21 protein-coding genes and 1 riboswitch are annotated in these 22,939 nt (G+C 32.4%); of the genes, 13 read left to right on the top strand and 8 right to left on the bottom strand.

Translation table 11 applies throughout. From position 1 onward, the window contains the following. The first annotated feature begins 26 nt into the window (after positions 1-26). The 3 genes from glpK to M4I23_RS09375 are packed head-to-tail and all read left to right on the top strand — an operon-like array spanning position 27 to position 3,096. Entirely contained in the window at positions 27-1,523 is a 1,497-nt protein-coding gene (gene glpK, locus M4I23_RS09385; RefSeq protein WP_158844051.1) for a glycerol kinase GlpK, read from the top strand. A 32-nt stretch (positions 1,524-1,555) separates the two neighbouring features. Then, positions 1,556-2,293 (top strand): MIP/aquaporin family protein, encoded by a 738-nt coding sequence (locus M4I23_RS09380; RefSeq protein WP_249754219.1) that lies wholly within the window; start codon positions 1,556-1,558, stop codon positions 2,291-2,293. A gap of 35 nt (positions 2,294-2,328) precedes the next feature. Then, the gene (locus M4I23_RS09375) at positions 2,329-3,096 is read left to right on the top strand and encodes a hypothetical protein (protein WP_158844048.1); all 768 of its coding nucleotides are present in this window, start codon (positions 2,329-2,331) and stop codon (positions 3,094-3,096) included. Between the two features lie 202 nt (positions 3,097-3,298). Here M4I23_RS09375 and eno read toward each other — a convergent pair whose 3' ends face one another. Then, positions 3,299-4,591 carry a phosphopyruvate hydratase gene (gene eno, locus M4I23_RS09370; RefSeq protein ID WP_158844046.1) on the bottom strand — a complete coding sequence of 431 codons (1,293 nt, stop codon included), beginning with the start codon at positions 4,589-4,591 and terminating at the stop codon, positions 3,299-3,301. Between the two features lie 423 nt (positions 4,592-5,014). Here eno and M4I23_RS09365 point away from each other — a divergent pair, with 423 nt between their 5' ends. After that, on the top strand, positions 5,015-5,857 hold the full coding sequence (locus M4I23_RS09365) for an SHOCT domain-containing protein (RefSeq protein WP_158844044.1): 843 nt from the start codon (positions 5,015-5,017) through the stop codon (positions 5,855-5,857). 102 nt (positions 5,858-5,959) lie between these two features. Here the strand turns inward: M4I23_RS09365 and M4I23_RS09360 are convergent, their stop codons facing one another. The 3 genes from M4I23_RS09360 to M4I23_RS09350 form a co-directional block, all read right to left on the bottom strand. Continuing rightward, positions 5,960-6,496: an acyl-CoA thioesterase gene (locus M4I23_RS09360; RefSeq protein ID WP_249754218.1), complete on the bottom strand. Its 537-nt coding sequence runs from the start codon at positions 6,494-6,496 to the stop codon at positions 5,960-5,962. A gap of 205 nt (positions 6,497-6,701) precedes the next feature. After that, positions 6,702-8,093, bottom strand: a complete 1,392-nt coding sequence (rmuC, locus tag M4I23_RS09355) for a DNA recombination protein RmuC (RefSeq protein ID WP_249754217.1) — start codon at positions 8,091-8,093, stop codon at positions 6,702-6,704. A 57-nt stretch (positions 8,094-8,150) separates the two neighbouring features. Further along, complete coding sequence (locus M4I23_RS09350) at positions 8,151-9,659, bottom strand: reverse transcriptase domain-containing protein (RefSeq protein WP_249754216.1); 1,509 nt, start codon at positions 9,657-9,659, stop codon at positions 8,151-8,153. Between the two features lie 474 nt (positions 9,660-10,133). Between M4I23_RS09350 and M4I23_RS09345 the strand changes: the two genes are divergently transcribed. Both M4I23_RS09345 and M4I23_RS09340 read left to right on the top strand, forming a co-directional pair. Then, entirely contained in the window at positions 10,134-10,427 is a 294-nt protein-coding gene (locus tag M4I23_RS09345; RefSeq protein ID WP_249754215.1) for a hypothetical protein, read from the top strand. 117 nt (positions 10,428-10,544) lie between these two features. After that, positions 10,545-10,793 carry a hypothetical protein gene (locus M4I23_RS09340; RefSeq protein WP_249754214.1) on the top strand — a complete coding sequence of 83 codons (249 nt, stop codon included), beginning with the start codon at positions 10,545-10,547 and terminating at the stop codon, positions 10,791-10,793. A 7-nt stretch (positions 10,794-10,800) separates the two neighbouring features. Here M4I23_RS09340 and M4I23_RS09335 read toward each other — a convergent pair whose 3' ends face one another. The 3 genes from M4I23_RS09335 to M4I23_RS09325 are packed head-to-tail and all read right to left on the bottom strand — an operon-like array spanning position 10,801 to position 13,819. Further along, complete coding sequence (locus M4I23_RS09335) at positions 10,801-11,595, bottom strand: ABC transporter ATP-binding protein (protein ID WP_249754213.1); 795 nt, start codon at positions 11,593-11,595, stop codon at positions 10,801-10,803. A 24-nt stretch (positions 11,596-11,619) separates the two neighbouring features. After that, positions 11,620-12,645 carry an iron ABC transporter permease gene (locus M4I23_RS09330; protein ID WP_249754212.1) on the bottom strand — a complete coding sequence of 342 codons (1,026 nt, stop codon included), beginning with the start codon at positions 12,643-12,645 and terminating at the stop codon, positions 11,620-11,622. 31 nt (positions 12,646-12,676) lie between these two features. Beyond that, complete coding sequence (locus M4I23_RS09325) at positions 12,677-13,819, bottom strand: ABC transporter substrate-binding protein (protein ID WP_249754211.1); 1,143 nt, start codon at positions 13,817-13,819, stop codon at positions 12,677-12,679. Positions 13,820-14,034: 215 nt separating this feature from the next. Continuing rightward, a riboswitch (cobalamin riboswitch) is annotated at positions 14,035-14,248 on the top strand. A gap of 30 nt (positions 14,249-14,278) precedes the next feature. Between M4I23_RS09325 and M4I23_RS09320 the strand changes: the two genes are divergently transcribed. The 3 genes from M4I23_RS09320 to M4I23_RS09310 all read left to right on the top strand — a co-directional run bounded on the left by M4I23_RS09320 (position 14,279) and on the right by M4I23_RS09310 (position 18,284). Further along, a complete protein-coding gene (locus tag M4I23_RS09320; protein WP_249754210.1) occupies positions 14,279-16,126 on the top strand; it encodes a TonB-dependent siderophore receptor in 1,848 nt (615 codons plus the stop codon). Between the two features lie 10 nt (positions 16,127-16,136). After that, complete coding sequence (locus M4I23_RS09315; RefSeq protein ID WP_158844030.1) at positions 16,137-17,192, top strand: YncE family protein; 1,056 nt, start codon at positions 16,137-16,139, stop codon at positions 17,190-17,192. 120 nt (positions 17,193-17,312) lie between these two features. Further along, positions 17,313-18,284: a T9SS type A sorting domain-containing protein gene (locus M4I23_RS09310; RefSeq protein WP_249754209.1), complete on the top strand. Its 972-nt coding sequence runs from the start codon at positions 17,313-17,315 to the stop codon at positions 18,282-18,284. Between the two features lie 356 nt (positions 18,285-18,640). Here the strand turns inward: M4I23_RS09310 and M4I23_RS09305 are convergent, their stop codons facing one another. Beyond that, positions 18,641-20,128 carry a S41 family peptidase gene (locus tag M4I23_RS09305; RefSeq protein WP_249754208.1) on the bottom strand — a complete coding sequence of 496 codons (1,488 nt, stop codon included), beginning with the start codon at positions 20,126-20,128 and terminating at the stop codon, positions 18,641-18,643. A 367-nt stretch (positions 20,129-20,495) separates the two neighbouring features. Between M4I23_RS09305 and M4I23_RS09300 the strand changes: the two genes are divergently transcribed. The 4 genes from M4I23_RS09300 to M4I23_RS09285 all read left to right on the top strand — a co-directional run bounded on the left by M4I23_RS09300 (position 20,496) and on the right by M4I23_RS09285 (position 22,702). Beyond that, entirely contained in the window at positions 20,496-21,005 is a 510-nt protein-coding gene (locus M4I23_RS09300; RefSeq protein ID WP_249754207.1) for an RNA polymerase sigma factor, read from the top strand. Further along, positions 20,992-21,483, top strand: a complete 492-nt coding sequence (locus tag M4I23_RS09295) for a hypothetical protein (protein ID WP_249754206.1) — start codon at positions 20,992-20,994, stop codon at positions 21,481-21,483. The genes M4I23_RS09300 and M4I23_RS09295 overlap by 14 nt, the downstream gene beginning before the upstream one ends. A gap of 43 nt (positions 21,484-21,526) precedes the next feature. Further along, complete coding sequence (locus tag M4I23_RS09290) at positions 21,527-22,084, top strand: DUF4252 domain-containing protein (protein WP_249754205.1); 558 nt, start codon at positions 21,527-21,529, stop codon at positions 22,082-22,084. Positions 22,085-22,159: 75 nt separating this feature from the next. After that, positions 22,160-22,702 (top strand): DUF4252 domain-containing protein, encoded by a 543-nt coding sequence (locus M4I23_RS09285; RefSeq protein ID WP_158844018.1) that lies wholly within the window; start codon positions 22,160-22,162, stop codon positions 22,700-22,702. Positions 22,703-22,939 lie beyond the last annotated feature (237 nt).

Here is a 22,939-nt window from a genome sequence, read left to right as displayed (position 1 = left end):
CTAAAAACCACTAAATTAAATTAGACATGAAAAGTAAATTAATTTTAGCATTCGACCAAGGGACAACATCATCCCGAGCAATTTTATTTAATCACGATGGAGAAATTGTAAGAGTTTCTCAGAAAGCGTTTGAACAAATTTTTCCTAAGCCAGGATGGGTAGAGCATAACCCGAATGATATTTGGTCTTCGCAAATATCTGTAGCAGCCGAGGTTGTTGCTCAAGAAGGTGTTTCTGGGGATGATATTGCAGCCATAGGGATTACTAATCAAAGGGAAACCGTTATTGTTTGGGATCGTGAAACCAGTGAACCAATTTACAACGCAATAGTCTGGCAAGATAGAAGAACGGCTAAATATTGCGATAGTCTTAAGGATGCTGGTCATGTGGATATGATTAAAAAGAAAACGGGCTTAGTAATCGATGCTTATTTTTCTGCAACTAAATTAAAATGGATTCTTGATAATGTAGAAGGTGCTAGAGAAAAAGCCGAAGCAGGAAAACTATGTTTTGGTACGGTAGATACTTGGGTTGTTTGGAAGCTTACTCGGGGTAAAATGTTTATTACAGATGTTTCTAATGCAAGTAGAACGATGTTATTCAATATTCATACCATGGCTTGGGATGAAGAGTTGATGGCTTTGTTCAATATTCCTAAAGCTATGTTGCCAGAAGTTAAGGAAAGTAGTGAAATTTACGGAAGTACAGCGACTACTTTATTTTCATCTAAAATTCCTATTGCGGGTATTGCAGGAGATCAACAAGCGGCTTTATTTGGCCAAATGTGTACAAAACCTGGAATGGTTAAAAATACTTACGGCACAGGATGTTTCTTATTAATGAATACGGGAGATAAAGCGGTGTATTCAAAAAATAATTTACTGACAACAGTTGCTTGGAAAATTAATGGAAAAACAACCTACGCTCTAGAAGGAAGTGTATTTGTTGGTGGAGCCGCTATACAATGGTTACGTGATGGAGCAAAAATGGTGAAAACAGCACCAGGAATTAATTATTTAGCTGAAACAGTTAAAGATAACGGTGGTGTATATTTTGTACCAGCATTAACAGGTTTAGGAGCACCTTATTGGGATCAATATGCTCGTGGAGCTATGCTTGGTATTACTAGAGGTACTACAGATGCACATATTGCACGCGCTACCTTAGAGGGGATTGCTTTTCAAGTATACGATATTGTGAAAGCCATGGAAGCCGATGCAGGAGAAGAAAGTATAGAATTAAGAGTAGATGGTGGTGCTGCAGCAAGTGATTTATTAATGCAGATACAATCTGATTTATTTGGATTTAAAATTATAAGACCTAAAACCTTAGAGACCACTGCGATGGGGGCAGCTTATTTGGCAGGTTTAGCTGTTGGTTATTGGGATAGTGTAGATGATATTCAATCGCAATGGAGTATTGATAAGGAGTTCTTTCCAAAAGCTGCTAAAGACAAAGTTGAAGATATGTTGCATTACTGGCATAAAGCTGTTAAGTGCGCTCAACATTGGATCGAAGAATAAATACTTATCAATAATCATAAAAATAGAAAATTATGTCAATTTTAGTAGCAGAAATATTAGGAACCATGCTAATGATTCTATTAGGTAATGGTGTTGTAGCTAATGTAGTCTTAAAAGATACAAAGGCTGGTGGTGCAGGATGGATCGAAATTACTACAGCATGGGCGTTGGCTGTGTTTGTAGGTGTTATAGTAGCAGGGCCTTATAGTGGTGCACATTTAAATCCAGCGGTAACTATTGGTTTGGCCGTGGCAGGTAAAGTTTCTTGGGCTTTAGTTCCAGAATATCTTGCAGGGGAAATGATAGGAGCCATGATAGGCGCATTTTTAGTGTGGTTATTTTATAAAGATCACTTTAAAATAACTGATGATGATGAGGGTAAATTAGCTTGTTTTAGTACAGGACCAGCAATTAAAAATACCTTTTCAAATTTAATGAGTGAGATTATAGGAACTTTCGTTTTGATCTTTGTTATATTTTATATAGCAGGTCCAAGTCTTGATTTGGGGATAGAAGGAAATCCTGAAGCTCTTATTGGTTTGGGATCTATTGGAGCAATACCTGTAGCTTTCCTTGTTTGGGTAATTGGTTTGTCTTTAGGTGGTACTACAGGATATGCCATTAATCCGGCTAGAGATTTAGGTCCGAGAATTATGCACTCTATTTTACCTATAAAAGGTAAAAGTGATTGGGGTTATGCTTGGGTTCCTATAGTAGGTCCTATTATTGGTTGTGTAATCGCAGCTTATTTATATATGTATTTAATGTAGGGTAATCTTATCATATCAAATTATATCAAAATAAAATGAAAAATATATTAATAGTATTTGTAGCACTTATAGCAGTGCAAATGGGGTTTTCCCAAGAAACTGAATTAAAAGATAGTCCTATCGATTTTAATGTAGATGTAAAAACTAACCATCTATGGAGGGGTTTGGTTATTACAGATAAGCCGATGGTAGCTGTTTTTTCAAAATTAAAATTAAATAAATCAGGTAGTTTTACTACTGGTTTTTGGGGAGGGATGGCTTTTTCAAATGAAAGTGACGGAACATCTTATAAAGAAATAAATTACTATGCTCAATATGCTAAAAACGGTTTATCTATAGGTATATGGGATTTATTTAACACACGTAGTGTAGCAGTTCCAGATGTGTGGAATTATGATAAAAACACAACAACGCATTTAATTGATTTAAGAACGTCTTATCAATTTGATGATAACTTCCCATTACGTTTAGAAGCTGATGTATTATTATACGGTAGTGGAGATTCTCAACTTAATAGCGATGGAGATAGAGATCAACGTTATTCTACTTACGTAGAAGCATCTTACCCTATAATTCGCGATACTAAAGTTAATTTAAAAGGTTTTGTAGGAGCAGGTTTCTCTTTTGATGGTGATACTCATTTATATGGTGATGGCGATCAAAACTTCGATTTGGTTAATGTTGGTTTAACAGCAACTAAAATACTTAAGTTTTCAGATTTAAGTTTCCCTGTGTCTGCAACAACCATGTGGAATCCTTCATTAAGAATAGCTAGAGTGCAGTTAGCAATTAGCTTATTTTAAATAATATATTTATATAGCGAAAGCTGCTTCCCTTTGACTTTTATTTTATGTTAAGGGGGAAGTAGCTTTTTTTTTATAGATAAATTTTATTCTTTTAATATTTAAAAAGTATGATTTATCTTTTTCAAAAGAAAATATAAATAATTAAAAAAAGCTCTTATTAAGGGCTTTTTTTAATTCTGTGTTGTTATTTTATTTATCTCTATTGTAGTAATCCAGCGTTTTTAAAAGCTTTAATTCCTGCAAAATTTGAAGCACTTCCTAATTCATTTTCAATTCGCATAAGTTGATTGAATTTTTCTATACGTTCACCACGGCAACCACTACCAGTTTTTAAATGTCCAGCATTAATACCAACCGTTAAATCTGCAATAAAACTATCTACAGTTTCACCACTTCTGTGAGAAACAAAACAATTATAAGAGTTTTTATTGGCAAGCTCTATGGTTTCTAGTGTTTCTGTTACAGTTCCTATTTGGTTAAGTTTAATTAAAATTGAATTTGCAACACCTTTACTAATGCCTTCTGCTAGAATAGATTTATTTGTGCAGAACAAATCGTCACCTACAACTTCAATTTTTTTACCAATAGTATCTGTCATGTTTTTCCAGCCTTCCCAATCATTTTCAGATAAACCATCTTCTAATAGAACAATAGGGTATTGGTTTACCCAGCTTTCCCATAGCTTAATCATGTCGTCACTTGAAACTAGTTTTTGAGAACTTTTAAAAAATTTATACTTGCCATCTTCCCACATTTCACTTGTTGCAGGGTCTACACAAATGCCAACATCTTTTCCTGGTGTGTAACCTGCTTTGGTGATACCTTCTAAAATCATTTCAACGGCCTGTTCGTTCGATTTTAAATCGGGAGCAAAACCACCTTCATCTCCAACGCCAGTACTAAAGCCTTTAGATTTTAATACTGTTTTTAACGAATGAAAAACTTCTTCACCCATTCTTATAGATTCTTTAAAGGATGGCGCATTGTGAGGCGCAATCATAAATTCTTGAAAATCTATCGTATTGTCAGCATGTCTTCCACCGTTAATAACATTCATACAAGGCACAGGCATAACGTGAGCATTGCTACCTCCTAAATATTGGTATAGTGGCATGCGTGAACTTAATGCCTTGGCACGTGCAAAAGCCATAGAAACACCAAGTATGGCATTGGCACCTAATTTCGATTTATTCTTTGTGCCATCTAGGTCTATTAAAAAATAATCTAATTCACGTTGGTTTATAAAATGTTTGTTTTCAATAGCTTTGGCTATTACGGTGTTTACGTTATTAACCGCTTTTAATACGCCTTTACCTCCATATCTATTTTTATCACCATCCCTTAACTCTGTAGCTTCTCGTTCTCCTGTCGATGCTCCACTCGGCACCATGGCTCTCGCGATTGTTCCATCTTCTAATCTTAAGTTTACTTCTACTGTGGGGTTTCCTCTTGAATCGAGTATTTCGATTGCTTCAACTTTTTGAATTTTCATAACCTAAATGTGTTATATTTAAATTTATTGTTTTATTAAAATTAATTGATTTCGGGAAGAGTTTTCTTATCGTTACATGGAGCGATATAAACAGGAAATCGGCTTAATTTTTTAATCTAAGATATTAATCAAAGTTAATAATTTTCTATTAAAAAAATGAAGGTTAACTTATTTAAAAACAGTTTATTGGTGGTTGAAAGTAAAGTAAATAATGACCAAATAATTTGGCTTAATTAACCTTTTTTTAACGGCGGCTTCATGAGAAAGTAATAAGTAATTCTTCGGAAAGAATATTCATTCAAAAATAATGTGAAATATATGCTAAACTTCTGTGTAAAAGATGGTTATTCATATTTCTATAGTCTACCTTTGCGGCAAAATTGTTAGGTTAACATTTTTAACTAAAAAAAGAAAGATATAATTATGAATGCAATATTCACAGATGCTAGTTTTCAGAATATGACGAATGTAGCAAACCGTTATGGTGTAAGTGTTAATGCTGTTACAGATTTAACGCAAGCACTTATGAGAAGTAATGGTACAATGGCCCAATTTAATATTTCCGAGCTTGGTGGCGGAGGTCAGTGGATGCAAGGTGGCATGACTATGGTTGGCGATATGTTTAACAACCAACTTAAATCTACAGTAGATGGGTTGTGCAACGAGTTATCAAACTTAATAAATCAAGGAGGAATACAATATAAACCTTTACCGAAAACACAAAACCAAAACGGATTTCAATCAGGATCTGGGAACTGGTGGGGAGATTTAGGTTTTCCTAATTCTACAGGTAGTCAAAACGGAACGAGTTATGCTATTTTTTCTAACATTGGGCGTTTAGCGATTCAACAGAATGGAAAAGTAACCGTATTTGATACGCTTGATAACCATATAGGTGGTGTAGGGCAACAACAAGGTGGGAATTATTCAGTTACATTTACAAGCCAATATGGTACGGTAGATTTAAATACTTTGCCTATTGTTTCGGGTGGAGAAAATAAACCTAAACCACAACAGCCAGAACAAGTTAATAATAATAATAATAATAATAATGCAATGCAGAATCAGCCAGAACCAATAATTATGGAACAGGCTCCTGTAAACACTAATGACAATAACAATAATTCGAACACTAATAATAACAATAGTGCTTTGGAGGAAGATATTTTTATGAAAATAGAAAAGTTAGCTAATTTAAAAAACAAGGATATTCTTTCAGTAGATGAGTTTGAAAAGAAGAAAGCTGAATTATTAAGCAGATTGTAATATTACCTGCTATTTATTTAAAAGTTCAATTAACTAAACTTAGTTAATTGAACTTTTTTTTTTGAATAAATTCTGAGAAATATATCAGGAATCCGATCAGATTTAAAACGTAATCTTTGCATTTTGAGTTTTTACAAATTCTAAATGGTCTGCAATTATAAATTCCGATGATTTAAAATTATTACTTCTAGAACGCGATTGTTCTTGTCTTTTCATACTTCTAGCAAAACGACGCACACTTTGCTCATCATCTAAAATAATTCCTGGAACCACAGCGTTATTCCCTTTTTCATCTTTTGCTACCATTGTAAAATAGCTTGAATTGCAATGTTTTGTTAATCCAGATTGAATATTTTCCGATTCTACGCGAACACCAACAACCATAGACGTTCTTCCTGTATAGTTTATAGAAGCTTTAAGAGTAACAAGTTCTCCAACATCAATAGGATTTAAAAAATCTACTTTATTAACAGAAGCTGTAACGCAATAATTACGTGAATGTTTTGATGCGCATGCAAATGCAATTTGATCCATTAAATTAAGAATATAACCACCATGAATTTTTCCGCTAAAATTGGAATTCGATGGTAACATAAGGTGAGATATTGATATTTGCGAGTCTTTTGGATGTTTAAACATAAAATGTATGGCCTTAAATTATAATTAGTAGCATTTAAATATATTCTAAAATATGAATATATAAAATGTATTTCCTAAATGTATTTAATTTTTAGGAAGTTTTAAGGAAAGAGACTTTTAAAAAATTGTTTTCGCAATGTATTGATTTTTATAATGCTAAAATTTCAGGTTTTAATTACACTTAAAGTAAAGATATAGAATAGTATTAAAGTAATTCATCTTCTTGAGCGCGTTTAATAATAGCTTCAGGTAAAGCCTTTTTCGCTTTTGCTCCCATTTTTTTAAGTTTTTCTACGCTAGTAATTATGTTTCCTCGGCCGTCAACAAGTTTATTCATCGCAGATGAATAGTCGGTTTTTGCAGCATCAATTTTCTTTCCAACGTTGGTTAAATCCTTTATCAAACCTTCAAATTTATCATAAAGAGCTCCAGCTTGTCGTGCAATTTCGATAGCATTTTGTTGTTGTTTTTCATTGTTCCACATACTATCAATAGTTCGAAGCGTTGCCAATAGGGTGGAAGGCGTAACAATAACAATGTTTTTCTCGAAAGCCTTGTTGTAAATAGAGTTATCTTCATTTACAACAACGGCAAAAGCAGGTTCTATTGGGATAAAAAGCAATACAAAATCGGGAGATTCTATATCATACAAATCTTGATAATTTTTATCAGAAAGTTGATCTATATGGCGTTTAATCGAGTTAATGTGCGCTTTTAAAAACTGCGGTTGGTCTTCAAGTTCAGCATTTACAAACCGCTCGTAATCGGTTAAGGATACTTTACTGTCAATAATCATCTTTTTGCCGTCGGGCAAGTTCAAAACCACATCGGGTAACACGCGAGAGCCATCTTCTAGAGTAAAACTTTGCTGTACAAAATATTCGCGATCTTTCTCTAATCCCGATTTTTCCAGAACGCGCTCCAAAACCAATTCACCCCAATTTCCTTGCATTTTGCTATCTCCTTTTAGCGCACGCGTTAGGTTAGTTGTTTCTTTGGTCATTTGTTGGTTCAAATCTTTTAAGCCTAACAATTGCTCTTTTAAAGCAGAATGCATACTAATGCTTTCCTTTTGAGTTAAATCGACTTTTTGTTCAAAAACTTTAATTTTTTCTTGAAGCGGATTTAAGATATTAGTGATGTTTTCTTTATTCTGAAGGGTGAATTTCTCCGATTTTTCATCTAGGATTTTCGTTGCAAGAAGCTCAAAATCTTTGCGTAGTTGCTCTTGGCGTTCTTCCAGTTCGGCATCGCGTTTTAGGTTTAAAGCTTGCAGGTTTTCGAATTCTGTGTTTCTACGAGCTAATTCAGCATTTAAAAAATCTTTTTCACGACGGATATTTTCGCGGTCGTTTTCAATTTTTGAAATGGTTTCTTTTAATTCCGATACTTGAGTAGTGTTAATGTTGTTTTGTTTCTCGCTTTCGCTTTGTGTGTATTGCTTAAAATCGTCGAATTGTTGTTGCAAATTACTATTGCGTTCTTCGAGTGTACTGTTTTCGCTTTTACTTTTAAGTTTAGTAAAAAGCATGCCTAAATAACCACCAATAACAGCGGAAATAATAATAGCGAGGATTAAGATGAGACTGTCGTTCATTTTATTAAGTTGTATGTGGTAAAAGTAAGAAATTAAAAGCGTTGTAATTTAAACTCTTTAGTCTTTCTTCACATTCGAAAAATCATATTTTTTCATCGTTTTCTGAAGTATTTTCCAATGATTACGTAGCTGTCTTTTTATTTCTGGGGCTTCTAAATCATCAGATGCTCTGTAAGCATATCTTAAATAATTACCTCGAAATTTTCTATCAAAATAATCAGTTTGTGCTTTACCGTCAATATAGTTGGTTCGTTTTGCTGGTAACATTCTAGATTTTTCACCTTTAAAACTAAAAAGTCTGTATAGCTTTCTTTTAAATATTGGAGCTTCATCTAAAAGGTGTTTTTCTTTTATTGTCTCAACTCGTTTATGCTTACGTTTTATAGTTTGTTTCATTTCTCTATAAAACTTAGCTAGATTTTTAGACTTAATTAATGTCTGATAACCATAAAATTCAAAACCTAAGTAATTTAACGGAACGTTTTCTTTTAAGTTACCGTTTTTCTTAATTTTATAACATTGTAAACGACCATTATTTATTTTGAAAAGTGTTTTTTCTGTTTTCTCTAAGGATACCGTTAATTTGTTTTTTGCCATTTCATTTTTGACAAATTCTTCAATTAATGCTATTTGATGCTCTTTGCAAATCACGACAATATCATCGGAATAGCGTCTATAAAAGACATCGTGCTTTAAAGTTAATTCTTTTATAACAGCTTCATCAAAATCTAACATGTAGATGTTTGCTAATAAAGCACTAATAGGTAAGCCTTGTGGTATTCCCATTAGGTTTTTATCGTCATCATGTTTTTGGTTTTTATGAATTATAACATCAGAATCAATGAGGTCTTTTATACTTTCAAAAAAAGTGTGTTTACCAGTTTTTCTATGTTTAGATAATTCTTTTTCATCAAAATGACCATTTTTAGTTTTTAGGTCTTTCAACTTTACATAAGAAAACTTTGTAGTCGCTTTAAAAAGGTTGAAGTGATCTTTCGGAAGCGTTTTATAGCCTAATGTTTTTGCCCAAGCTAATTTTAGTTTTTTATGATTTAGACTTGGGAAAAAGTTTTCTATATCTAAAACAAGTGCAACACAGTTTTCTCTTCGTTTAATTTCATCAAATACATCTTTTGCAAAATGGACGTTATTTTTATATTTCAGCTTATCGTCTGTTTCTATTTGCCGGTATGCCGTTATTGAATTTGAAAGTAAAGCGTTTTGCTCTAGGTAAGCTTCGTATTTTGGTGTAATTATTTGTTGGGTATAATATGAATAGATATGCGCATCTATATGTGTTGCGTAAAGTATTTCTCTAATTTTAGTGTTAGATATAATTTTACCATGCTTTAACTTTTTATGCGAGCGCCTTTTTACATCATTAAATTTAGATAATTTATACCGTCTTTGTTTAATTTCTTTAAAAATAAGAGGAGAGAAGGAATGCTGTGCTACTTTTTTTTCATTGAGAATATAGCGTTCAATATTTTTTCTAATAGACATTGGAGTCTTATTAGTAAAATGTGGGTACCTTCTGTCTTTAAACCAATCTTTTTGTGCTTTCATATTTTAATAAAAGTAAGGGAAGCTCTCGCACGTATTTATAACAGAATAAAACTTACACCTTGAAAAAGGATTGAACCATTAGCCGAGTTCTCGACTCACGTTGCGGTTTTACGTACCTTACCAGATGAATGGACAGGTGTTAGCTTTAATACAAATAATAATATATATGATTCAAATAATCACATACTTCAAGGGAAAGCCCCTAAAGTTTCATAAATTAACTGAAGTTATACTATTCTTTCTGAGGATAAACAAATATTTATCGATAAATGTTTGTTTATCTGAAGAATTATACTGTTTGCTTAATCTCCATATTTATTATCCTTTTTACTCAAAAAAAGTCGGATTAAGTGATTGATTAAAAATCAATACAGTAGTTCAACAAATGTTCTATTCCTTTTAACTAAAGAACTTCCTTACTTTGATTGTAAATATACTATTATTCTTATATTTAGTAAAAAATAAACAAGGAATATGACTGTATTTAAAATAGGGGAGATTATAACGCTTAAATCACATCCATTATTTAGTTCTACTCATAAGAAAATTAATGAATTTCCAGCTCAGGTACCGCCATTAATGCTGATAAAGGAAGTTATTTATGAAAAAGAAGATAAAAAAGTATTGTATAGTGATGTAATTGAAGGTGCGAAAATAGCAGATTTAGTTAAATATGTTTGTGTTTTTTTTAATGCAAGCAAAAGTGAATTTGTGGAGAAAACTATTTACCATTCTTTAGTTCAAAGTTATTTAGATCTTAAATATTAGAGAAAAGAAGAAAGTAATGGTAAGTCTTCAAATGTTGATTTAATTTCAGAAGTTTTGAAATATAAAAATAATTTTGACTATGAGTTTGGAAAACGTGTGCAGTTTAAAACGAAAAAATTGGAACACAGAAAATCTTATGATGGACATGTTCTAGAAAAAATACCTGGCACATCTTTTCAGTCACCAGACTTTATCTTATCGGGAATAAAGAATGAAGAACAAAAAGATTTGTTTAATTCAGACGGTAAGCCTAAAAAAAATATTAGTAGTCAATCATACAAAGTGATGTGGTTTAATCATTTACAGCAAAAGTTTAGTGAAGAATATTTACCTAAGGAATTTTTTGTTGAAGGTTTAGAACTTTAGTCAGTTTTTACTTCTTCACCCTAAAACTCCCCGTGTTTTTATCAAAAGCAATTAAATCTTTAGGGAAAAGCGTTTCAAAAACACCTTGTTCTATAAGTTTACAAGGTTGATTTGTAACTACAGTTCCCGCATTCATTACAATTAAAGTATCGCAAAGTTGGATGGCTAAATCTATTTCATGTGAAGAAAATAGAATAGTCTTACCTGTTTCTTTAGCTAATTTTTGGAGTAATTTCAGAATATAGGCCTTGTGATACATATCTAGATGAGACGTTGGTTCATCTAGAATAATTAAATCGGTATCTTGAGCCAAGGCGCGAGCAATCATAACTTTTTGTAGTTGACCATCGCTTAATTCGAAGCATTTTTTATGTTGTAAATCTTCTATATTAGTTTGAAGAATAGCATTTTTTACAATGGTTGTATCGTGTTTTGATAAATTACCAACCCAATTGGTATATGGCTGTCTGCCTAAAGCAATAAGTTCAAAAACCGATAAATTTCTGGAAGCTATTTTTTCGGTTAAAACCAAGCTTAATACTTTTGCTAAATCTAAAGGGTTATAATTTAAAATTGATTTTTCATTAATAAAAACAGTGCCAGATAGTGATTTTTGAACGTTTGTTAATGTTCGTAAAAGTGTCGATTTCCCGATACCATTGGCACCTACAAGCCCAATTAATTCTCCTTTTTTTAATTCAATATTAATTTGAGAAGCCACAACCGTTTCAGCCTTTTTGGAAGCATAACCAATAGATAAATCTTCGGTTTTTAAAATGATATGTGAGGTCTTGTTGTTCATGCTATTTTCTATCCTTTTTATTTATTAAAATACCATTCCACGTTTTCTAACCAATAGCCAAATAACTACAGGAGCACCAATTAAAGCGGTAATGGCATTAATAGGTAAAGTGTAATCGCTATTTGGTAGCTGAGCAATACTGTCGCAAATGAGCATAACAATACCGCCAAGTAGAAATACGGCTGGTAATAATATTTTATGATTTGAGGTGTTGAAAATCTGACGTGTTAAATGCGGAATAGCCAACCCAATAAAAGCAATTGGCCCTGTAAAAGCGGTAATAGTTCCAGCAAGTAAACTCGTGGCAATAATGATTGTTAATCGACTTCTCTTAATATCTAAGCCCAAACTTTTGGCATAATTTTCACCTAAAAGTAAGGTGTTTAGTGATTTAATGGAAAACATACTTGCCAGAATCCCTATGGTATAAATTAATAAAAGGATACCGAGATCGTTCCATGATAAATTTCCTAAACTACCAAAACCCCAAAATACATATTGTTGTAATTGTTCTGCCGATCCAAAATAAGACAGTACACTAACAATTGCCGCTGTAATACTCGCAAACATAAGGCCAATAATAAGTATAGCCATGGTGTCTCGAACTCTAATGGAAACCATTAAAACGGCTAGTAACACCAAAAAACTACCTAAACTTGCGGCAATTACAATACCCCATTTTGAAACAAAAAGGGTCGCGAAAACACCTCCAAACAAGCCCGAGCCTAAAATAACGATTGCAACGCCCAAACTAGCACCAGAACTTATACCGAGCACAAAAGGACCAGCTAATGGGTTTCTAAATAATGTTTGCATTAATAAGCCTGAAATACCTAAACCCGAGCCTACAATTATGGCGGTTATAGCTTTTGGTAAGCGGTAATTTATAATAATATGTTGCCAACTTTCGTGTTCTACGTTGCTGTTTATTAAACTATTAAAAATGGCTTTAAAGGGAATAGAAACAGACCCCAAACTAATATTCATGAAAAAACAGAACACTAAAGTAAGTGTTAAGGCTAGAAAAGAATATTTGTAAGTTTTGCTCATTTTTTGTTTTTAAAACTAATAGATTTTGTTTTTATTCTAAACGTTCAAAAAAGTAAAGATTATAATCTGGCAGTAATTCGGGATGGCAAATTTTTATTAAATCTTTGAGTACTAAATCTGGGCGACTCATACCTAATTCAAAATATAAAACACCGCCAGTATCTCCTGTTGTATTATTAAAAGAATAGATGTTTTTATCTTTAAAGGCTTTAAATTCTGCATTATGTGCACTCGCATTTTTTAGTTTTTCTAAACTTGAGTAATTAGATGGACTTAACCAGATGTCGGCATTTTGAGCCTTCATAAAAACCGATTCAAAATTAAGTTGTAAACTTCCTGTGCCTTTAGAGTCGTTCCATAAGTAACTTGTGTTGGCGTCTTTTAATAATTGCGCTTCGGTACTTGTTCCATTGGGTAAGTACCAAATATCATTATGCATAGCTCCACTTAAAACAGTTGGTTTGTTCTTTACATTTTTCGCTATTTTTTTAGCATTTAAGTATTCTTTTTCAATGGTGTTAAAGATAGAATCGGCTTCTTTTTCTTTGTTATATAGTACGCCAAAAAATTTAATCCATTCAGCTTTTGCAAGCGGAGAAGTCTCTACCCAATCTCCATTGTAAATTACAGGGATTCCTGCTTTTTCAATAAGGTCTAAAGATTTGTTGTTACCGTCAATTCCAAAACCAACAACTAAATCTGGATCCAATTCTAAAAGGACTTCGGTGTTTATACCTTCATTTTTACCAAGTTCTCTAATGTCTCCATTATCAACTCTAGATCTTATTTTTTTTGAAGAAATATACTTTGTGCCAGGGAAACCAACTAAAGTTTGTTCTACTCCTAAAAGCTCTAAAGCCGGAAGGTGTGTAGTAGATGTTACTACAATTTTTTTTATTGGTAAAGAAATAGTGTTATCTGCTTGTTTATTATCTCCATAATTAGCTAAAACGTATCTAAAACTACTTTCAGCATTTGGCCATGGTGTTTTAATTTCTAAAGTTTTGTACATGCCTAAATCTTTTATTGAAAAACCTTTGGCGTATTTTAGCTTTATTTCTTTTCCTGTAGTAATATTATTCGTTGTTTCTTTTTCTTTTTTACAAGAAATAAAGCTTATTAAAATAAAAAACAGAGAGAAGGATAAATACTTTTTTTGTAACAATAGTGACATTTAGATAGATTAAGTTTTTTAAATTTATACAAAATTTCTATTATGAGAAACGGTTCAAATTTAACACTATATATAGTAGGAGGTATTATAATATTACATTTTTTAATTGGTTTTATATATCTTGTTTATAAATTGAATAAGAAAAAATGAATTTGATTAGTTTGCATTTAAAAAAGAATCTATTTTTGTAAAGAATTTGGTTTGACCATTATTTGTATCCTAAAACAAGTTAAGGATTACAGATATATCAATTAAAAGGGAATCTAGTTAAAATCTAGGACTGTTCCCGCAACTGTACGTTTTTACCGAAATATTTCGGTACTTATTTATTAAGGTGTTATTAACTCAAAAAAACCACTGGTGGTAAAACTGGGAAGGTAAGATAACATAAAACAAGTCAGGAGACCTGCCATTTTCATCATCTAAAAATAACTCTCGGGTAAAGAGTTTCAAAGATTTATGAAACAGGTTTTTACTTTATTATTTTTAAGTTTTGGCGTTTGCAGCAGTATGCAAGCACAGATTAATACTGTCCAAAAATTAGATGTTGTAATTTTAAGTGATAGCAAGTTAAAGAACTATGCTTCAGGCATAAAAATAGAAAAACTTACAGATTCTGTTTTAAGTAAAAATGCGATGTCATTAACAAATTTACTCGCGTTTAATTCTAATATTTACTTTAAAGAAAATGGTGCAGGTATGGTGTCGTCGCCTTCATTTAGAGGGACAACAGCATCGCAAACAGCCGTTATTTGGAATGGTATTAATATTAATTCACAACTAAACGGCCAAACGGACTTTAATACCGTAAATACTTCAAACTATAGTTCTATAGATATTAGAAGTGGTGGTGGTAGTGTGCAGTATGGCAGCGGTTCTATTGGAGGTAGTATTCATCTAAATAATGATTTAAATTTTAGTGATCATTTTAATACTACTATTAAAACAGGCTACGGAAGCTTTAATTCTAAAAATTTAGGTTTTAATTCTTCCTTCGGAAGTGAGCTATGGACAGCTAATGTTGGAGTAACTTATGTGGATTCCGATAACGATTATAAATATCTTGGAACGGATGAGGTTAACGAGAATGGCGAGTTCAATAATTTAAACATGAACGTGAATTTGGGCGTTTTTATTTCCGATAAGGATATTTTAAAACTATACCATCAAAGTTATATTGGCGAGCGTAATTTTTCGGGCACTTTAATAGGACCCTCTAGAAGTAAATACGAGGATGAAAATTTTAGAACTATGCTAGAATGGTCACGAATTTCCGGGGAATTTAGTTCAAAATTTAAAGTGGTTCATTTGCACGAAATGTTTAAATATTTTGAAAATAAAGACAAGGATAATTACAGTTTAGGAAAAGTAAATACATTATTAATTAATCATAATTTTAATGTGCGTTTTAATGAGAAACTTCAATTTAAAACCATTTTAGAATATTCAAATTCAATAGGAAACGGAGATAGTTTTGAGGAGCCGGTAAGAAACGCATTTTCTGCAACAGCGTTACTTAATCACAAACCTAATAACTTATTAAGTTATGGCATTAACCTAAGACAAGATTTTATAACAGGAGGTGAGAGACCCTTTGTATTTTCAGTTGATGCGGGTTTTGATTTATTTGAACATTATCAGATTCAAATAAACGGTTCTAAAAACTACCGTATTCCTACTTTTAACGATTTGTATTGGCAACCAGGTGGTAATTTAGATTTGGTTCCAGAATCGTCTTACCAAATAGATTTAGGGCAAAACTTTAATTATCCTAATTTTAATGTAAAATTTAATGGTTATTATATTAATACAAAAGATATGATACAATGGCAGCCTAACAGTACTGGCCTATGGTCGCCTATAAATATTGGTGAAGTAGCAAGTTACGGTGCCGAAGTAGAGGTGAAATTGCATTACAACATTAATGAGCATCAATTTAATGTCTCTGGGCATTATTCTTACACCGTTTCTGAAGATTTAGAAACCAATAAACAACTTATTTATGTGCCGTTTCATAAAGGAAATTTAGCCTTGGCCTACAATTATAAGGCTGTTACAGTGTTTTATCAGCACATGTTTAATGGAGATGTTTTTACTACAGCAGATAATCTAGAAGGACGTTTTACTTCTTTAAACGGTTATGATGTGGGGAATATGGGGTGTAATTATACTTTTTTTAAGAACACAAAAAACGAACTAGAAACAGGGATTACTCTGAAAAATATATTTAATGAAGTTTACGAAAACGTAGCTTTTAGGCCTATGCCGAATAGAAATTTTAATATTCAAATCAACTATAAATTCTAATAAATCAAAAATGAAGAAAATTATTTTATCAGTTTTATCAGTATCACTTTTAGTTTTTTCGTGTTCTAATAATGATGATGACGACACTCAATTACCACTAGGCGATTATGATAATGGTATTTTAGTTAGTGCGGAAGGTGGTCAGTCAGCATCTGTATCTTATATTTCAGATGATTACATGGCAGTAGAAAATGAAATTTATTACAATGTAAATACAGAGATTTTAGGTGTGTATTTACAATCTATTGGTTTTAATGGCGATTTAGCTTACATAATTTCTGATACCGCTAACACTATTATCGTAGTAAATAGATATACGTTTATAAAACAAGCTGAAATTTCAACAGGATTATTAACTCCAAGATACATTACTTTTTTAAACGGTAAAGGGTATGTAACAAACTGGGGAGATGGAACTGATACTACAGATGATTTTATTGCAGAAATAGATTTAAATACGAACACAGTAACGGGCACTATAGCTATAGCTGAAGGTCCAGAACAAATATTAGCTAAAGGTGATAATTTATATATATCGCATAAAGGTGGTTATAATATTAATAACATTGTTTCGGTAATTGATACTACGGACGACAGTATTGAAACCATTACAGTTAATGATGCTCCAGATGAAATGGCTTTCGATTCTAATGGGAATTTAGTTGTTTTATGTAGTGGTGATAACAGAGATTGGGCAGCTAATTATGTAGAAACAGCAGCGTCTATTACACGAATAAATACAACTACAGATACTGTTATTGAAACACTTGAGTTTGCAGCAGGTTTACACCCAAGCCAAATGGCACATGATGATGACGAGGTTTATTACGCTATGAATAATAAAATATACGAGTTGGATGATGATGAGTCTACTTTACCAACAACGTCTATTTTGGAAATAGCCGATATTTATCTTTACGGGCTTTCTGTTAATGATGATAAGGTTTATGTAACGAACGCAAGTTTTACGGCACAAAGTGAGTTGTTAATTTACGATTTAGATAGCTCTGCTTTAATTCATACTTTTAATGTTGGTAGTGGAGCTTCTAAAATCTATTTTAACTAATAAAACAGTTATATTGGCTTTGGTACTTTCTAATGTATTAGTAGATTTTTAGAGAAAAACGATAAGATATTAAGAACAGTTACCTTGTTTAGCTATTTTTTATACCCAATTTAAGAAATCATGAAACAAAATTACTTTTTTGCAGTACTTTTTTCACTAGTAAATCTCGCTATTTATGGGCAGTCTTACGCGCCAAGTGCAAGTGCAGATGGCACAACAGCTATCCATAGAGATTCTGATGTTTTTAAATCTTGGGCCACTGGAGTTACTGTAGTTCGAGGCCCTCAAAATATTACAAATCCAACAGGGGATTTAGCGAATTTTGGAGTTCCAGAAAATGCAATCGATAAATCTAATGATCAAATAGTAAGCCTTGGTGATGGCGGAACAGCCATTTTAACTTTCAGTATTCCAATAGTTAATAACGCTGGTTTCGATTTTGCAGTTTTTGAGAACAGTTTTGATGGTCTTTTTTTAGAATTAGGTTTTGTTGAAGTAAGTTCCGATGGTGTAACCTTTTTTAGGTTTCCATCGCATAGCCAAACTCAAACAGAAACTCAAGTTGCTAGTTTTGGTAATCTTGACGCTACTTATATTAATAATTTAGCAGGGAAGTACAGAGGTAGTTATGGAACGCCTTTCGATTTAGATAATATTACTGATAATGTTTTATTAGATAAAAGTGCTATTACGCATGTAAAAATTATTGATGTTATTGGCACCATTGATCCTGCATACGCAACTTACGATAGTTACGGGAATATTGTTAACGATCCATACGCAACACCATTTGGCTCTTCTGGTTTCGATTTAGATGCTGTTGGTGTTATTAACGAAGCTACAGGATTAAGTTTGGATGCCGTAAATAAGGCAAATGCACTGTCATTATATCCTAATCCTGCTGTATCTAAACTGTATGTTTCAAGAGCAGGAACTATAGCCATTTATTCGATTACGGGAAGTTTAGTTCTAAAGCAGTTGGTAAGTAATAAGGAAACTCCAGTTTCAATAGATAGATTAAAACCTGGTGTTTATATAGTGAAATTAACAACTGAAGTTGGTTTGTTTACTCAGAAACTAATAAAGAAATAAATAGAAAACGTAATGTGTTTTTATATGAAGAAATGCCACCAATTATGGTGGCATTTTTTATGTTGTTGAGTTTTGTATTAAATCGCAATACCAAATGCCGTACAAACAGAATCGTCATCGGTTTTTTGTGCATCATATTCGCGATATCCCTTTTCGTTAATGGTAAATGAAATAGGTTTTTTGAAGATAGAACCATCGAAAGAAAACGTTTGTAACTCGCTATGTTCTCTACAAGGGGCAACGCCTTTTGGTAAGCTGTCTATAAAATTTTAATCTATAATAGTTCCTGCAAAATCGGTGTCAAAATATTTGGAATTGGGTCTAGCGACAAAAGTTTTAAAACCTAAATCTAAAACTTATTTGGTGTTAGATAAAAAATCGGCATTAATATACATTTCGTTTTCGAACTTATTATTGGTGTATGGTGTTTCTAAACGTGTTGAGTTGTTACTTTGTTTAGTAGTAGTGCTTCTACCAGAAATACCTCTAATATTATCTAAAGCCGCTTTTAAAATAGCTTCGTTTTCGTCACCAAATGGTAAGGTGTTGTTCCAATAATCGTATTCGTTTATTTCGGTAACGTTTGGTTCAAAACCATCGGCATAATCACTTTCTCCATTTTTATTGAATATTTTAAACACAATAGGCTGTAAAGCATTTAAATGCGTTGAATTTGCTGAGTTTCTAGATAAAAAGTCAGAATCTGGAGAATCATACAATGTAATAGAACCTACATTTTTTCCATAAGTTGTAGTTCCTATAAGTTTTACCGGAATATATGGTGATAATCCGTTTATAATCATTTCACTAGCCGATGCCGTGTTACCAGACGTTAACACATATAATTGATTTATTGTACTTAGGCGGTTAATAGCTTCTGTTCCCGTTTTTTCACTATTGCTATTATACACATTTAGAGTGTTTGTAAAGTTGTAATAGTCATTTTCGTCCTGTTGTTTGCTGTTGAAAACTAATTCAGCGAAACGTCCTGTTTCTGCATTAGCATAAATCATACTGGCTAAATAGGCAGATGTTTCTACAGATCCACCACCATTAAGCCTTAAATCTAAAACAAGTTCACTTATATTTTCATCTTTAAAGAAACCAAAAGCATCGTTTAGTTCATCGTTGTATGAAGATCGGAAACCATTATATAATAAATAGCCTACTTTTTTTCCGTCGATATCAGAAAATACTTTTGTAAAATACACTGGGTTTTCTGAGACTACGGTTGCGGTAATGGTTTTGTCTTCTATAGCTGTTAGCGTTCCGTCACTTTCTGATACAAAAGATAAGGTGACCTGATCTTGATATAAGCCACTTATTGCAGAATTGTAATTTGTCGCTGTTAAAACGGTACCATTAATGGCGTTTATAATATCGCCACGTTTAATGTTGGCTGCACTAGCTGGAGAATCGTCGGCAACGTGGCGTACATATATAATAACATCGTCATCTGTATTTATTCGAACACCTTCAAAACGTAAACCAAAAGATGTGGTTATACCTTGAAATGCTTTTTCTTGCTCAATATAATCTTCTATAAACCATGAAAAACGATCTACTACATCGGTTTGATATATAAGACTGTTAAATAAATTTTCTGGAGTAGAATATTCATTTAAGTAAGCTGTATAACTTTCGTTATTATCGTCTTTAGAGTCGTCTAGATCTGGAACTTCTGCTTGCCAGTTGTACCAAGAATTCATTGCTTTCCATACAAAATCGTTTATTTCTTCTGTTTTTTCGTTTTCAGAGACAATAATATCATCTTCATCTTTAAAGCAACTTGTTGCAGCTAAGGATATTAATGTAAGAAGTAGTAAGGCTTTTATGTTTTTCATGTCTTATTAATTAGTAGAGCTTGTATTTTGAAACTCTAAATTTAGGTACATTATTGTGTAATAAAAAATATTGTTACGGTTTAAAAATCAAACATTATGCCGCGTTTAACGATATTGTTTTTAGTTTAGACTGTTTTTAGAGGCAGACCTTACGTAAGGGATAGCAGCGGATAGCCCACAGTAAGCCCGATGATAATCGGGATTGCGAGGACTTGGAGCGTATAGCCCGACCATTTGTAGCTTTAGCGGAAAAGGGTTACGCCCAAATTATTTTAAAAAATATTTTTATTCGATGTAACAAATGAGAAATGTGGTCGTCGTAACTTAAATAGCCGTAACCAAGCCGTTTTAATAAAACCAATTCAAAATGACTCAAACGGAGTTTTTAAATGTTGTAATGCCTTTTAAGGATAAAGTGTTTCGGTTAGCGAAACGCTTGCTAGTTTCGACGGAAGAAGCCGAAGATGCGACCCAAGAGGTTTTACTAAAGTTGTGGAACAATAGGAAAAAGATTGCCGAGTATAAAAACGTGGAGGCTTTTTCGATGACGATGACTAAGAATTTTTGTTTCGATAAGTTGAAATCGAAGCAGGCGCAGAATCTTAAAATTGTTCATACAAATTACGAGGATAAACAAACGGCTTTACAAAAGCAAGTTGAATTAAATGATAGCGTAAACTGGGTATCTAAAATTATTAAGGATTTGCCGGAGTTACAGAAAACAATAATTCAGCTACGAGATATAGAAGAGTATGATTTGGATGAGATTGCAAAAATGCTGGATATGAATAATACAGCAGTACGCGTAAACTTATCGAGAGCAAGAAAAACAATAAGAGAAAAACTGACTAATACACATAATTATGGTATTAAATAATATAGAAAATTTACTAGAAAAGTACGAGAACGGCGAAACAAGCCTAAAGGAAGAGCAACTGTTAAAAAACTATTTTGCAGGAGACAATGTTGCTCCCCATTTAGAAATGTATAAACCCATGTTTGGCTATTTTTTGGTAAGCAAGCAGGAGCAATTTAATAAGGAGATCCCTTTTGATACTGAAGCAAAGGCAACGAAACGTAATTTTAATTACAAATGGCTTTCGGTTGCAGCAGTAGCAGTTTTAATGATTGGGTTTTATTTTGGAAGTAGTTCGCTAAATAATGATGATTTAGGAACTTATGAAGATCCAGAGTTGGCTTTAGTAGAAGTAACACGATCTTTAGAAATGATTTCGCAAAATTTTAATAAAGGTGTGTCTACAGTAAATTATTTAGACGAATTGGAGAAAGGTAAAGCAACCCTTGGATATCTAAACGAAATTGATAATGCTACAGGAATAATTTTTAAAAACTAATAAAGAAAAAATGAAGAATTCAAATAAATTAAAATCAAATACAATGAGAAATAGATTAATAGTATTCGTAATGGCCGTGATGTTATTACCCTTAACAGGAATGGCACAAAAGGATGTTTTTGAGAAATATAGTGACAACTCTGATGTGACTTATGTATCGATAAAACCAAAAATGTTTCAAATGATTGCCAAAATGGGAATTAATGTGGAAGATGAAGAAGCTAAGGCTTATATGGATATGGTAAAAAGTATTACAAGTTTTAAAACCATGATTACCGATAATAAAGCGATAGCAGCAGATCTTGCTAAGTGGGTAAAATCTCGCTCTAGTGCTTTAGAGGAATTAATGGAAGTGAAAGACGATGGTACTAATGTGAATTTTTACGTAAAAGAAGGTAAAGATGCCGACCACGTTAGGGAACTTTTAATTTTTGTAAACGGCGTTGATAAGTTTATGGAAGAAGGTATTGAAGTTGGCGGACAGGAACGTAAAATTGAAACCGTTGTAGTATCGTTAACTGGTGATATTGACTTAAACGAAATTTCTAAACTTACCGATAAAATGAATATCCCAGGAGGGAAGCATTTAGATAAAAAGTAATAGTTTAATACTGTTTAACAGATGTTTTACTTAAATATAAAAATAATTTCATCAATCAAATTAATACCATCAATCATGAAACGAGCTATTAATCACTTGTTATTAGGTCTTTTTGCTACAGCTATTTTAGTTAGCTGTAGCAGCGGGCCAACTTTACAAACTTATTTTGTAGACCACCAAGAGGCGCCAAATTTTATTTCGCAAGATTTACCAATTTCTATGTTGAAAATGGATAAGTCTAGTTTTACGGAAGAGCAAACAGAGGCTTTTAACTCTGTAAGCCGCTTAAACTTTATTGGTTATAAGGCTAATGAAAGTAATACAGAGGCTATAAAAGCAGAAATAGCTACGGTTAAAGAGATTCTAAAGGATGAGAAATACAACGAGCTTATTGAGTTTAGCGATAAAGGAAATAAGATTGCTGTAAAATATATAGGAACTGATGATGAAGCTGATGAGGTTGTTATTTTCGGAAGCTCTAAGGAATATGGTTTTGGTATTGTACGTGTTTTAGGTAACGATATGAATCCGTCGAAAATGGGAACTTTAGTTAGCGCACTAAAACAAGCCGATTTTGATAAAAGCCAACTTGAAGATATTCAAAACTTTTTTAAATAATTTAACTCGTAAGGATTACAGTTAAATGTTAATGTAAAAAGGGACACTTTTGCCGAAGTGTCCCTTTTTTTTATGTGTGTATTTTAACTATTTAGAGTTTTGCTTGGTATAAATAATATTGTAAACAATGGTTAAAAACAAAACTGAAATAACGGTTAAAACAATATAATTATCAAGAATTTTTAAAACACCTGTGCAAAAAATAATCGCTACTAGAACGCCACAAAGTATTATAGA

The organism is Algibacter sp. L4_22 (assembly GCF_023473045.1).
Taxonomy (GTDB): Bacteria; Bacteroidota; Bacteroidia; order Flavobacteriales; family Flavobacteriaceae; genus Algibacter.
The sequence above is the reverse complement of the archived record's forward strand: the minus strand, read 5'-3'. Positions and strand labels throughout refer to the sequence as shown.